This is a genomic window from Micromonospora sp. CNZ297, from assembly GCF_007827625.1.
This window is the reverse complement of sequence record NZ_VISU01000001.1, coordinates 690,725-703,939: the sequence shown is the minus strand read 5'-3', so window position 1 is coordinate 703,939 and position 13,215 is coordinate 690,725. Positions and strand designations below refer to the sequence as shown.

The window sequence follows — 13,215 nt, the reverse complement described above, 5'->3', positions numbered from 1 at the left end:
GCGGCTCACGAGACGGTGAACACGAGGTGATTGACGGCGAGGGCGGTGAGCGCCTGCCCGGCCAGCCACCAGCGGTGCGTCGCGGCGGGTAGGTGCGCCACGGCGACGAGCAGCCAGACCGTGAACGGTAGCCAGATCCGCTCGACCTCCGCCTTGCTCATGCCCGACAGGTCGGCGGCGAGCACCGCCAGCACCGCAGCGGCCGGTAGCAGAACGGTCGGCCCCAGTGTCCCGACCCGTCGCGCGAGCGCGCCGAGCCGCCGGTTCCGCACCGCGACGTGGGTCAGCGGGTCACCGCCAGGTGCTGGTCTGCCGGTGCCGGGCGTCCAAGCGGCCGGTGCCGGGGAACCGTCCCACCCTCGCCAGGCCCGGCGGGCCGCGTGCAGAGTGCGGCGCAGTGCCGGTCCGACGACCGGACCGGCAGAGAGCAGCAGCGCCGCCAGGTTCGCCCAGACCCAGTAGGCGTACGGACGGTCGGCCGCCCAGCCTTGGTAGTAGCGCTCGACCACCCGGTCGTACCCCTGCCACCAGTGGAAACCCGCGACGGTGAACACCGTCGCCACAGTGGCCACCCCGGTCGCACCGGCGAGCAGCGCGGCAACCCGGCCTCCTGGACGCAGCGCGAGCACGACGAGAGCCAGGGGCGCGACGAGCACGAAGCCGTAGGACAGGTACAGCGCGAAGCCGAGCAGCACGCCGCCCGCCAACGCGGTCGCGGTTCCCCGCACGGCCAGCAGCGCGAGGCCGGCAGCCACTACCCCGGTGAAGAGACCGTCGGCGGAGGCACCCGCCCAGACCGCTCCGGGCAGCAGCACCAGGAACGGCAACGACGTGCGGGCGGCCCCTCCGGCGCCCAGTGCCCGTAGGGCGATCGGCACGGACACCACGACGCTCGCCCCGACCAGGACGCAGGCCATCGCCGCGGCCGTGCCACCGCCCAGGCCGGCCCGGTCGAGTGCGACGAACACCAGCAGGGCACCTGGTGGATGGCCGGCCGTGTGGGTGGACCACGAGTCCGGCTGGAAGTCCAGGATGCGGTCCGCGAAACCGGCCAGCATCCGCCCGTCGTCGGTGACCCGGGGTACCTCGTGCAGATACTCCGCCTGCGCGGTGAGCCGTGTCGTCAGCCCCGCCGACCAGCCGTCCACCAGCGCCAGGGCGAGCGTCCAGCCGACCGCCGCCAGGTAGCCGACGGACAGCAGAGGGCCCCACCGGGCGGTGCGGGCCCACTGCGTTCCGGGGCCGACCACCGCGACGGCGATCGCCAACGCGGCCGGCGTGCCCCAGCCCAGGTGCGGTCTCCAGGTGGCGTAGAGCGGCGCGGCGTCGGCGTGCAGGCCCACTCCGGCGCGGTTGAGCATCGCGCCCACCGCCACGGCGGTGACCAGCAGCGTCGCCTCGACGCCCAGCACCAGCAGGTCCCCCCGGTGTCGATCCGGGAGGCGGTGGTGGACGGACGAGCGGGAAACGGTGGCACCGGGTCTCATGTCGACCGGACGGTACGGCTCGGTTCCTCCGCTGTCAGCCGCTTCGCCGGTACGTCACCGGACGGTAAGGAGTGTCGGCACGGTAAGTGTTCCGTAAGGTTGAATCGAGCGCGCACCGCCGTCGGGCGGCCCTAGCGTCGGCGGTATGCCGACACAGATCGACGTGGTGCTGCCGTGCCTGGACGAGGCCGCTGCTCTGCCCGCCGTGCTGACCGCGTTGCCGCCCGGGTACCGGGCGATCGTCGTTGACAACGGGTCGCGCGACGGCTCACCCGAGGTGGCCGCCCGGCACGGGGCCCGGGTGGTGCACGAACCACGGCGCGGGTACGGAGCGGCCGTGCACACCGGGGTCGAGGCCGCCGACACGGAACTGGTCTGCGTGCTGGACGCCGACGGCTCCTTCGCTCCCCGGGAGTTACCCGCTCTGGTCGCCCTCGTCGCCGACGGGGTCGCTGATCTGGCCGTCGGCCGTCGCCGACCGGTCGGCGCCGGGGTGTGGCCCTGGCACGCCCGGGCGGGCACGGCGCTGGTCGCCGCGCTGCTGCGGCACCGGGGCATGCCGCTGCGCGACCTCAGCCCGATGCGGGTGGCGCGCCGGGAGGCGCTGCTCGCCCTTGGGGTCACCGACCGGGCCTTCGGCTATCCGCTGGAGCTGTTGATCCGAGCCGCCGCGGCGGGCTGGCGCATCCGCGAGGTGGACGTCACCTACGCACCACGCGCTGCCGGCACCCGTTCCAAGGTCTCCGGCTCGGTACGGGGCACCCTGCGGGCCACCCGAGACTTCGCCGCCGTGTTGCGTACCGTCCGGAAGTCGCGGTGACCGTCGTACTGGTGATGGCCAAGGCGCCCGTGCCCGGTCTGGTGAAGACCCGGCTGTGCCCGCCGGTGACTCCCGTCCAGGCCGCCCTGCTGGCCGCCGCCGCGCTGCTCGACACCCTGGACGCCGTCCGGGGGACACCAGGGGTGACGCCGGTTCTGGCGTTGGCCGGACATCTCGCGGAAGCCGTGGACGGCGTGGAGCTGACCGCCGCCCTCGCCGGTTGGTCGGTTCTGCCGCAGCGCGGCACGGACCTCGCCGACCGGCTCGCGCACGCCCACCTCGACGTCGCCGAGATGTTCCCCGGCCGCGGGGTGCTGCAGATCGGGATGGACACCCCGCAACTGACCCCGGCGTCGCTGGCCGCCGCCGTGCGCCGGCTCGAAGATGCCGACGCGGCGCTCGGCTTCGCCCACGACGGCGGCTGGTGGGCGCTCGGGCTGCGCGACCCCCGGCAGGCCGTGATGCTACGGGCGGTGCCGATGTCGACGCCGGTCACGGGCCGATCGACATGGTCCGCGCTGACCGGACGCGGGTTACGCCCCGTGCCGCTGCCCGTGCTGCGGGACGTGGACGACTGGTCCGACGCGCACGCCGTGGCGTCGGCGGTCCCGGACGGCCGGTTCGCCCGCCAGGTCGAGGCCGTGCGTCGCGACATGGTGGTACGCGCGTGAACGGGGACGGATTCGCCTCCGCGCTACGCGACCCCGCCGGAGACGTGCACTGGCTGGTGCCTGCGGACGGGCCCAGCCGCCGCCTGCCGGTGGAGCGGTGGCATCGGCCGGCCACAGCCGCGGAGGCGACGGTGGTGGCCCGCTGTGCCGGCGCCGGTGCCTGGCAGGGGCAGGCCCACGTGGAGACCGGACGACACCGGCGGACCCCCTTCCGCCGGGCGTGGCTGGACCCGGATGCGATGTCAGGTGTCGCTGTGGCGGCGCGCTCACCGATGACAACCGGGAGATCTACGAGGACATCGTGCGGCTGGCCGGTGGCCCCGGCCGGACCCGGATCGGCATCGTCACCGCCGCCGCGCCGGTGCGGGCCGAGGATCCGACGCCGGCACTCCGGACTGCAACAACGGCGACTGCTACGCCGGCCCTTTTCCGGACCTGCGGGGCGGCCGACGCCCAGTGGATCCCGATCGACCTCGACCACCCGGGCGCCGCCGGCGACCGGTACCGCTACGTCACCACGATGACACCACAGCCCGGGCGACCGCTCCGACACGTAACCGAATTCCGGAATCCTGCTTCTTATCCCGGGTAGGATCGGTGGTGTGGAGGCGTCACCGTTCCATGGCGTGGTGGCCTGCCTGGCCACCATGCACGGCAAACAGTGGGCGCTGCGTCCGCTGCTGCGCCGACGGCTCGGGATGAGTGTGCGGGTGGCGCCGGTGGACACCGACGCGCTCGGTACGTTCACCGGCGAGGTGCGGCGGGTCGGCTCGGCGCGGGAGACCGTGGTGCGCAAGGCCCGGCTCGGGATGGCCGCGACCGGGTCCGTGGTCGGGCTGGCCAGCGAAGGGGCGTTCGGCCCGCACCCGGCGGCTCCCTGGACTCCTGCCGACGTGGAGTACGTGGCGCTCGTCGACGACCGGTCGGGTCTGACCCTGGTGGAGAGCGCTCTGAGCGTCGAGACCAACCACGGCCAGGTGGTCACCGACGGTCGGGACCGCGGCGCCGTGCTCGCGTTCCTGCGCCGGGCCGGGTTCCCGCACCACGCGGTCGTCGTCCGGCCCGCGGCCGGGCCCGGTCGGCCGGTCAAGGGACTCCGCCGGCTCGCCGACGTCCTCGTCGCCGTCCGGCGGGCCGCCCTCGACTCCGCCGACGGCACCGCCGTGCTCGGCGCGGACCTGCGGGCCCACGTCAATCCGACCAGGATGCGGGTCATCGCCGCCGCCGCCGACCGGTTGGCCCGGCGTCTCGCCACGCCCTGTCCCGCCTGTGCGGCGCCGGGATTCGGCCTGGTCGGCACCGAGCCGGGACTGCCCTGCCGCGACTGCGGCACGCCCACCGCCCACGACGCGCTGCTGGTCTCGGGATGCGGCAGGTGCGCGTACCGCTCGCGCCGGCCCGTGGGCGGCGCCGCGGACCCCGGTGCGTGCCCGGTGTGCAACCCCTGATGAGGCGTCGCCCCACTCAGTGCGACCGCATCGACGCGTTGTTCGGTGGCCGCAGGCGGCAGGCCCGCCGGGCCGGCGGTGGCAGCGCGGGCCGCACCTCGTTGAGGAGGCGGTCCGCGTCGTGCCAGATCATGCCGTGGATGCCGCAGCGGCCGGAGCGGACGGCCTGGTCGAGCAGGGGGGACCGGCGGCGCAGGGCGGTGAGCGTGGCGCGTACCCGGTCCGGCCCGCTGCCGCCCGCCAGGGAGCAGGAGGCGTGGCCCAGCACGACCAGCAGGGGTGCGCCGAGGCGCGCGACCGCGTACTCCAGACTGCCCAGCGCGGCCGGGCCGACCTGCAGGCCGGCGGTGCGGACCGCGTAGACGTCGACGCCGCCGAACACGGTCACGGCCTCGGGCTGCGGGTCGGCGCACGACAGGACCGCGGCCACCGGTGTCGCGCCGGCCGACGGGACGGGAAGGCCGCCGGCCCGGAACCGGTGGTGCCCGGCGCGTAGCCGGGCGAGGGCGAAGCTCGGGCTGGTCTGCCACACCTGCGACGGGGATCCGGTCGCGTCCATCGCTCCTCCTCGTGCCGAGCCACTGTCGTGCGTCTCACGATACACGAATTACGAATCGTGTAATACAGTGCGCATGTCTGAGGAGGTGACGATGTCCGTCGCACTGGTTCTGGGAGTCCTGGCCGGGCCCGCATCGGCGGCGCTGTGCGCGCTGGCGGTACCCGATCCCCGTCGAGCCGCCCGGGTGGTGGGGGCGCTGCTCGCTCTCACCGCCGCCGCGGCCGCCGCGCTGCTGGCCCGGGTCGCGTACGACCCGGTGGTCCCGGCGCTCCTGCTCCGGCTCGACCCACCCGGGCCGGCGTTCTCCGTGGGGATCCGGCTCGACCGGTTCACCGCGCTGCTCGCGCTCCTCGTCTGCGGGCTGGCCGCCGTCGTCGCCGGCTACGCGCGCCGCTATCTCGACGGCGAGCCGGGCGCCCGCGCCCTGCAGGCCCGGATCGCGGCGGCCACCACGGCGACCCTGGTGATGACCACCGCGCCCAGCCTCGTGCAACTGGCCGTCGGCTGGATCGCGGCCGGGCACCTGCTCATCGGGCTCATCGGCTACTACCGGGAGCAGCCCCGGGTACGGGCGGCGGTGCGCCGTACCCGGGCGGTGTTCCTCGTCGGCGACGTGGCCCTGGTCGCCGGCCTGGCGCTGCTGGTCGCGCCGACGGGCGACGCCGACCTGGACGCGGTCCGGGCGGCCGCCGGCGACCGGCCCGGCTGGCTCCTGGCCGTCGCCGGCGGGCTGCTGCTGGTGGCCGGCGCGGTGCGATCGGCCCAGGTGCCGGCGCACCGCTGGCTGCCGTACACCCTGGACGCCCCGACCCCGGTCTCCGCCTTCCTGCACGCAGGCATGGTCAACGTCGCCGGCTTCCTGATGATCACACTGGCGCCGGTGGTGGTCGCCGCACCCGGCGTGATGCCGGCGATGGTGCTGACCGGCCTCGTGACCGCGGTGTCCGGGACGGTGTTCGCCGCGGTGCGCACCGACGTCAAGGGCACCCTCGCCCGGTCCACTGTCGCGCAGATGGGCTTCATGCTCGCCCAGTGCGGGCTCGGCGCGTTCGGCCTGGCCGCCGTGCACCTGGTCGGGCACGCGGTCTACAAGGCGTACGCGTTCCTGTCCGCCGGCGGCGCGCTCCAGGCCCAGGCGCGGACTGCGGCCGCGCCCCGCCCGGTCGGCCCGCCCCGGACCCGGACCGTGGCGCTGGCCGGCGCGGCGGTGCTCGCCGCCGTGGCGCTCACCGAGCTGTCGCTCGGCGCCAGCCCGAGCGGCCTGCTCAGCGCCGTCCTGGCCGGTGCGGCCGCGCTGACCGCGGTGCGGTCGGCGCTCGCGGACCGCGAGGTGCCGGCGCGGACCGCCGTCGCGATCACCCTCGCGGCGGGCGCGCTGGCCGGCGGCTACCTGGTCGCCGGTCGGGCCGTCGCCCGGTGGCTGGGGCTGCCGACCTCGGTGACGGACGCCGGGGTGGGCGTCGCGGCGGTCACGCTGGCCCTGGTGGCCGTCGCCGGCGCGTTCCTGGTGCGCCGGCACGGCGCCGCGCTGTGGTGGTGGGCCTGGCGTGACGGCGCCGGCGCGTGGTGGCGCCGGTCCGCCGGCGTGGCGGCGGGGGAGCCGGCCGCCTGGGCCGTGACCGCCGTACGCCGCCGCGACGCGTCCGACCGGTCGGACGCCGCCCGGGTCGTCGCCGCGCTGGCCGCTGCCGGTGACCACGTCGCCGCGGTCTGGCCGCTGGACACGTTCGTGGCGGTCAACCCGCTCGCCGGCCGGGAGCGGGTGCCGTTCGCGCGGGCCACTGCCGAGCTGCGGGCGCTCGGCGGCGCGCGGACCCACCTGCCGGCCGACGAGTACCGGCGGCGGCTGCGCGACGGCGAGATCGAGCCGGCCGACCTGACCGCGGTGCTCCCCCCGGCGGCCTCGGCGCCGGTCACGCTCGGCGGACGGTCGATCACGGCCGCGGACCTCCAGGTCGCTGCACTGGCCCACCCGGTGCACGACGGACCGCCCCCGCCACCCGACCTGCTCGCCGTGGCGCGGCGCCGGCTCGCGGTGACCCGGCCCGCCGTCGAGGCCGACCCGGACCCGCTCACCCTGGCCGAGTTGCTCGACCGGGTCCTGGGTACCCGGATCGGCGCCGACGTCGACGAGCTGGTGGCCGGCTGGTGCGCGGCGCACTGCGGCCGTCCGGCCGCCCGCTGGCCGGTTCCCGGCCCGGCCGACGAGAGCTGCTGGGCGCGCTGGCGGCGGGTGGCCGGCGTCGACCGCGCGGGCGTCAGCGGCCTGCGGGCACTCGTCGCCGCGCTGCCCGCCGAGCCCGAGCGGGCAGTCGCCCTGCTCCTGCGCGCCCTCGGCGTGGCGCCGGCGGCCTGGCCGGCGTATCTCACCCGGTCCCTGCTCCGGTTGCCGGGCTGGGCCGGCTACGCCCGCTGGTCTCAGACGCGTCCCGGTGAGCGACCGGACCTGACCCCGCTGGACCTGCTCGCGGTCCGGCTCAGCTACGAGCTGGCGCTGGCCGGCACCGCCACCCACCGCCACCTCGGCGTCCCGCCGACGCTCCAAGCGGTGACCGCCGCGACGACCCCCACCGCCGCGACGCCGACCGCCGTGTCGACGCCCACCGCCGGGACGGCGGGGACCGTACCGGCCGCCGGTGCGCCGGGGACGGACGAGCCGGCGGCTCTCGCCCGGCTGGTCGCGGCGCTCGGCGTCGACGCGCCGGCCCTGGCGCTGCTGCCCGAGGAGACGGTGGCGGTGGTGCGCGACGTTATGGCCGAGCTGTCCCCGGCGCGGCAGGCCGAGGTGTGGCTCGCCGCCGCGGAGCACGCATACCGGCGTCGGCTGCGGAACCGGCTGGACCACGGGGCGCGGCCGCGCCCACGCCGCGCCGCCCGCGTCACCCCGCTCGCCCAGGCGGTGTTCTGCATCGACGTGCGCAGCGAGGGCCTGCGCCGGCACCTGGAGGCGGCCGGGCCGGTGGACACCTACGGCTTCGCCGGCTTCTTCGGCCTACCCGTGCGCACCGTGGCGGCCGATGCCGCCCGGGGCCGGGACCGCTGCCCGGTGCTCATGCGACCGGTGGCCACCGTCGGGGAGACCGCCGACGCCACGCGGGTACGCCGCCGGCGGGCCCGGCAGGCGTGGCGCCGGGCGTTCGCCTCGGCCAAGGCCGACCCGGTCGGCGCGTTCGCCTTCGTGGAGGTCGCCGGCGTGCTCGCCACCGCCGCCCTGGCGGTGCGCGCCGTGGCGCCGGGCCGGTTCGCGCCACCCGCCGACGACACCGCGCCGACGGTGGCCGACCTCGCCGCCGCCCTGACCCTCGACGAGCAGGTCTACTACGCGGAGGCGACGCTGCGCACCGTCGGGCTGACGACCGGCTTCGCCCCGCTGGTGCTGCTCTGCGGGCACGGGGCCACCAGCACCAACAACCCCTACGCGGCCGCGCTCGACTGCGGCGCCTGCGGCGGCAACCGGGGCGGGGTCAGCGCCCGGCTGGTCGCCGCGCTGCTCAACCGGCCCGAGATCCGCGAGGCGCTGGTCGCCCGGGGGATCCACCTGCCCGCCGACACCCACGTCCTGGCCGGCGAGCACGACACCGTCACCGACGAGGTGCGCCTGTTCGATGTCGACACCGTCCCCGTCCGGCTGCGCCCGCACGTCGACGACCTGACGCGCCGGCTCGCCGAGGCGGGAGCGGGTCTGCGCGCGGAACGGGCCACCCGGCTGCCCGGCCGGCCGGGCTCCCGCCACCTGCCCGGCCGCGCCTCGGACTGGGCCCAGGTGCGGCCGGAGTGGGCGCTGGCCGGCAACGCCGCGTTCATCGCCGCGCCGCGCGAGCTGAGCGCCGGGCGCGATCTCGGCTGCCGCACGTTCCTGCACTCCTACGACTGGACCGCGGATCCGGACGCGGTCGCGCTGGAGACGATCATGACGGGCCCGCTCGTCGTGGCGTCCTGGATCAACCTCCAGTACTACTTCTCCACGGTGGATCCGCACCGCCTCGGTGCCGGCACCAAGACCGTGCACACCGTCCTCGGCGACGCGCTCGGCGTCCTCTCCGGATCCGGTGGCGACCTGCGTGCCGGGCTGCCGCTGCAGTCCGTCGACGACGGGACACGGCCGGCGCACGACCCGCTGCGGCTGCTCGCCGTGGTCCACGCCCCGCACCACCTCGTCGACACCGTGCTCGGCCGCAACCCGGCCCTGCGCCAGCTGATCGACGGCGGCTGGATGTCCCTGACCGTCATCGACCCCCGTACCGGCGAATGGAGTGACCCGGGCGGATCCCGGCGCACCACGCCGCTCCCGGCCCTCGGCCCAGAGAAGGAGTACAGCGTATGAACGAGCTCGGACTGACGCGCATGGTCAAGGTGGAGGTCGTGACCCGCGCCGACGACGTCGACGCCGTCCGGACGCTGCTGCACGCCTCCGGCGTGAGCGGTTGGACCAGCCTCAGCGGGGTCTCCGGCTTCGGCCACCACGGCACCCACGAGGGCCGGCTGCTCTTCAACGACCGGGCCGGACTCGTCATGGTGATCGCCGTGCTGCCGCTCGAGCGGGCCGAGCCTGTCGTCGTCGGCCTGCGCGACATCCTGGCCCACCGGCCCGGCGTCATGTTCGTCAGTGAGGCCTGGGTGAGCCGGCCCGAGTACTTCGGCGCCGATCGACCGGCGGGCCCGGTGACCTGAAGGGGGCGAGTCGCGTCCGGGCGGGGTGGCGACCGTCGCCCCGCCCCGCCGTGGCGGCCGGACTCGGCCGAGGAGGCCCTCGGGCACGTCCGGTCGTCCGCCGCTGTACGCACCCGGCCGACGCCCGCATCCCAGCTGATGCGCTCGTTCACGCGCGCGGCGGGTCCAGGAAGCGTTGTGCCAGTTCGGCGAGGGTGTCGGCGGTGTTGTCGACGGGCGCGGTCGGCAGCACGATGTGGCTGACGACCAGTCGCGCGAGGGATTCGGCGCCGACGGTGACTTCATCGGGAGGCACCCGGGGCAGGTGCGTGTCCGCCCACTCTCTCAGCACCGTGACGGCGGCGGCCAGGGCCAGGTCGGCGCGGGTGGTCAGGTAGGGGAGCAGGGCGTCGGTGCCCCGGGCGCTGTTGAGGACGGCTTTGACCAGCGGGTCGGTGCCGGCCTGCGTCAACACGAACGTGACCGCGGCATGGACGGCGGCTCGCACGTCGCTGCCGTGGGCGGACAACGCCTCCCGCACACCGTCCATGAACCGGTCGATCTCGCGGTGTGCGATGGCTTCGCCCAGGCCGGCCTTGTTGGTGAACTCGTTGTAGAGCGTCTGCCTGCTCACGCCCACGCGGGCCGCCACGTCGGCCATTCGTACCGCGTCCCAGCCGCGGTCGATCGCCAGGTCGCGGCCGGCCGTGATGACCGTGTCACGCAGGTGCCGGCGCGCGGTGTGGCGATAAGGCGGAGGGGCGGCCATGGTGCGCCGAGTCTATCGAGTAGACACACATGCCTTGCGTGTCTACTCAATTGACGCAGAGCCGGATATTGTCAAGCGTGGTTATCCGTGTGACAGTCGACGCAGCGCTCGACACTCCGGAGGCGGTACATGCAGACCTCGATCGATGCTCCAGCCGCCGGCTGGCGTGACGGCAAGAAGCACCTGTGGCCACTGGCTCTCCTCGTGCCGGTGCTGCCGTTTCTGGCGTACGCGTTGTGGCAGGCCGGCGCCGGACCTGCTGCCTGGTGGCTCACCCCGGCGGTGGTCTTCGGACTCATCCCGATCATCGACGTGCTGCTCGGTGACGACGGAGAGAACCCGCCCGACGACATCGCCCGGCGGTTGCAGGAGGTCCGTTACTACCGCTGGATCACGTTCCTGTTCCTGCCGGTGCAGTACGCCGCCCTGCTGCTCGGAGCATGGGTCTGGGCGCGTGGCGGCCTCGGTGCCGCCGGTGCCGCCGGCCTGGTCGCCACCATCGGAATCGTCAACGGACTGGCCATCAACACCGCACACGAGCTCGGCCACAAGCGCGAAACGGTCGAGCGGTGGTTGTCGAAGATCGCCCTCGCGCCCACCGGGTACGGCCACTTCTACGTCGAGCACAACCGCGGGCACCATGTCCGTGTCGCCACACCGGAGGACCCGGCCAGCGCCAGGCTGGGGGAGAGCTTCTACTCGTTCTGGCCGCGTACGGTCTGGGGCAGCCTCATCTCGGCGTGGCGGCTGGAGATCGGCCGCTTCCGGCTGCGGCACAGGAGCCCGTGGACGCTGCGCAACAACCTGCTCAACGCCGGGCTCATGACCGTCGTGCTCTTCGCCCTGCTGATCGCTGTGTTCGGGTGGCGGCTCGTGCCCTTCCTGTTCCTGCAGGCGATCGTCGGCTTCTCGCTGCTGGAAGCGGTCAACTATCTCGAACACTACGGATTGTGCCGCCGGCGCACCGCCACCGGCCGCTTCGAGAAGGTCGACCCACGGCACAGCTGGAACAGCGACCGCGTCGTCACCAACGTGTTCCTCTTTCAACTGCAACGCCACAGCGACCACCACGCCAACCCGCTGCGCCGCTACCAGACGCTGCGCAGCTTCGACGTCTCGCCGCGACTGCCCGGAGGCTACGCCTCGATGGTGTTGCTCGCTCTCGTTCCGCCGCTGTGGTACCGGGTGATGAACCCACGGGTTCTGGCGCACTACGGCGGCGACCTGAACCTCGCCAATCGCAACCCCCGCGCCGAGGCCCGACTGCGTCGCCGCTACGGCCGGCCCGCAGCGGACACCACAGCGGTCCACGCCGCCTGACCCGACCCGGTGTAGGTCTGACGGCACCTCTCCGTGTCAGGGCGTAGGATTTCGGTTCCTGCACGGAACGGGGCCGTGCCCGGCCGGTCGCGCCGCTTCGGCCTCGCCGGGCGCCGTGGCGTCCGGGACGAAGGGTGGACACCCCGGATGCACCAGCGGATCCTGCTGCGAGCCCGCAAGGGCCCGTTCGACGTCGTCACCGCCGAGGAGACCTACGAGCGGGACTGGATCGGCAAGAACAGCGGCAACCTGGTCTTCAGCCACGCCGCGCACAAGCTGCTGTCCACCTCGACGGCGGAGATCACCCCGTCGCGGTTCCGGACGGACCCGCGCGATGCCGACGAGATCAACGAGAAGTACGACGTCTTCGTGATCCCGCTGGCGAACGCGTTCCGCCACGACTACGTGAACCGGTTGACGTCGATGACCCGGCTGATCGAGCGGCTCAAGATCCCGGTGGTGGTGCTCGGGGTCGGGGCGCAGACCCACGTGGACGGCGACCGGGAGTACCTGCGTCCGATCGACGAGCCGGTGAAGGCGTTCTGCCGGGCGGTGCTGGACCGATCGCACAGCATCGGCGTACGCGGCGAGATCAGCGAGAACTACCTGCGGACGCTGGGTTTCTCCGCCGTCGAGCAGATCGGCTGTCCGTCGATGTTCCTGCACGGCGACAGCCTCCGGGTCGAGAAGGCGAAGGCCACCCTGGACACCGAGGATCGGCTCGCGTTCGTCATCTCGCCGTACGTCCGCGCGTTGGCCCCGATCGTCCAGCACCACCACCAGCGCTACCCGAACCTGCGCTACGTGGCGCAGGGCCTGTACACCCTCGGCACCCTGCTCTACGGCGACGCACCGAAGTTGCGCGGCAAGACCGACGACATGCCGATCCACACCTCACACCCGCTCTTCGTCGAGGACAAGGTGCGGATGTTCATGGACCCGTGGCCCTGGATGGAGTATCTCTCCGGATTCGACTTCGCCTTCGGCACCCGGATCCACGGCACCATCACGGCGCTGATCTCCGGCACTCCCGGGTATCTCCTCGCACACGACTCGCGCACCCTGGAACTGGCCCGCTACTTCGACATCCCGCACCGGTTGATGCGCGACGTGCCGGCCGACGTCGACGCCGCCCGACTCTACGAGGAAGCCGACTACACGGCCCTGAACGAGGGCCACAAGGAGCGCTTCGCGCGGATCACCGCGTTCCTCGCCAAGCACGACCTCGGCCTGTCGTTCGCCGACGGGGACAGCGCCACCCGCTTCGACGAGCAGGTCCGCCGAACCGTCTACCCGCCGGCGGTCCGGCCGGCCTCCGCCTACACGGCCGAGGAACTGCTGACGCGCATCCAATGGCTGCGGGACGAGAACCGGACGCTGCAGCAGAAGCTCACGGCACGCCGCGCGCAGCCACTGCGCGACCAGGTCAAGCAAGCGGTGGGCCGCCGGGTCCGCCGGATGCTGTCGCGCTGACCGTCGTACGCCTGCTCG

10 protein-coding genes are annotated in these 13,215 nt (G+C 74.2%); 7 read left to right on the top strand and 3 right to left on the bottom strand.

The genetic code is table 11. The features are described 5' to 3' along the window. Positions 1–5: 5 nt before the first annotated feature. A complete protein-coding gene (locus FB454_RS02865; RefSeq protein ID WP_145822436.1) occupies positions 6–1,487 on the bottom strand; it encodes a hypothetical protein in 1,482 nt (493 codons plus the stop codon). A gap of 145 nt (positions 1,488–1,632) precedes the next feature. On the opposite strand from FB454_RS02865, the gene FB454_RS02860 reads away from it, so the two are divergent. From FB454_RS02860 to FB454_RS02845, 3 genes are all read left to right on the top strand, one after another. Continuing rightward, a complete protein-coding gene (locus tag FB454_RS02860; RefSeq protein ID WP_145822434.1) occupies positions 1,633–2,307 on the top strand; it encodes a glycosyltransferase family 2 protein in 675 nt (224 codons plus the stop codon). Then, the gene (locus tag FB454_RS02855; protein WP_145822432.1) at positions 2,304–2,978 is read left to right on the top strand and encodes a DUF2064 domain-containing protein; all 675 of its coding nucleotides are present in this window, start codon (positions 2,304–2,306) and stop codon (positions 2,976–2,978) included. The genes FB454_RS02860 and FB454_RS02855 overlap by 4 nt, the downstream gene beginning before the upstream one ends. A 602-nt stretch (positions 2,979–3,580) precedes the next feature. Next, positions 3,581–4,426, top strand: a complete 846-nt coding sequence (locus tag FB454_RS02845; protein WP_013476258.1) for a DUF6671 family protein — start codon at positions 3,581–3,583, stop codon at positions 4,424–4,426. 16 nt (positions 4,427–4,442) lie between these two features. Here the strand turns inward: FB454_RS02845 and FB454_RS02840 are convergent, their stop codons facing one another. Beyond that, positions 4,443–4,985 carry a carbonic anhydrase gene (locus tag FB454_RS02840; protein WP_013287092.1) on the bottom strand — a complete coding sequence of 181 codons (543 nt, stop codon included), beginning with the start codon at positions 4,983–4,985 and terminating at the stop codon, positions 4,443–4,445. A gap of 91 nt (positions 4,986–5,076) precedes the next feature. Here FB454_RS02840 and FB454_RS02835 point away from each other — a divergent pair, with 91 nt between their 5' ends. Together FB454_RS02835 and FB454_RS02830 are read left to right on the top strand one after the other, a co-directional pair. Continuing rightward, a complete protein-coding gene (locus FB454_RS02835) occupies positions 5,077–9,309 on the top strand; it encodes a putative inorganic carbon transporter subunit DabA (protein ID WP_145822430.1) in 4,233 nt (1,410 codons plus the stop codon). After that, on the top strand, positions 9,306–9,656 hold the full coding sequence (locus FB454_RS02830; RefSeq protein ID WP_030268168.1) for a DUF190 domain-containing protein: 351 nt from the start codon (positions 9,306–9,308) through the stop codon (positions 9,654–9,656). Before FB454_RS02835 ends, FB454_RS02830 begins: the two co-directional genes overlap by 4 nt. A gap of 148 nt (positions 9,657–9,804) precedes the next feature. On the opposite strand, the gene FB454_RS02825 is transcribed toward FB454_RS02830, so the two are convergent. Next, positions 9,805–10,404 carry a TetR/AcrR family transcriptional regulator gene (locus FB454_RS02825; protein ID WP_013476261.1) on the bottom strand — a complete coding sequence of 200 codons (600 nt, stop codon included), beginning with the start codon at positions 10,402–10,404 and terminating at the stop codon, positions 9,805–9,807. Between the two features lie 129 nt (positions 10,405–10,533). Between FB454_RS02825 and FB454_RS02820 the strand changes: the two genes are divergently transcribed. Beyond that, positions 10,534–11,724, top strand: coding sequence for an alkane 1-monooxygenase (locus FB454_RS02820; RefSeq protein ID WP_145822429.1), 1,191 nt, complete (start codon positions 10,534–10,536; stop codon positions 11,722–11,724). A 147-nt stretch (positions 11,725–11,871) separates the two neighbouring features. Beyond that, complete coding sequence (locus FB454_RS02815) at positions 11,872–13,197, top strand: polysaccharide pyruvyl transferase family protein (protein WP_145822427.1); 1,326 nt, start codon at positions 11,872–11,874, stop codon at positions 13,195–13,197. Positions 13,198–13,215 lie beyond the last annotated feature (18 nt).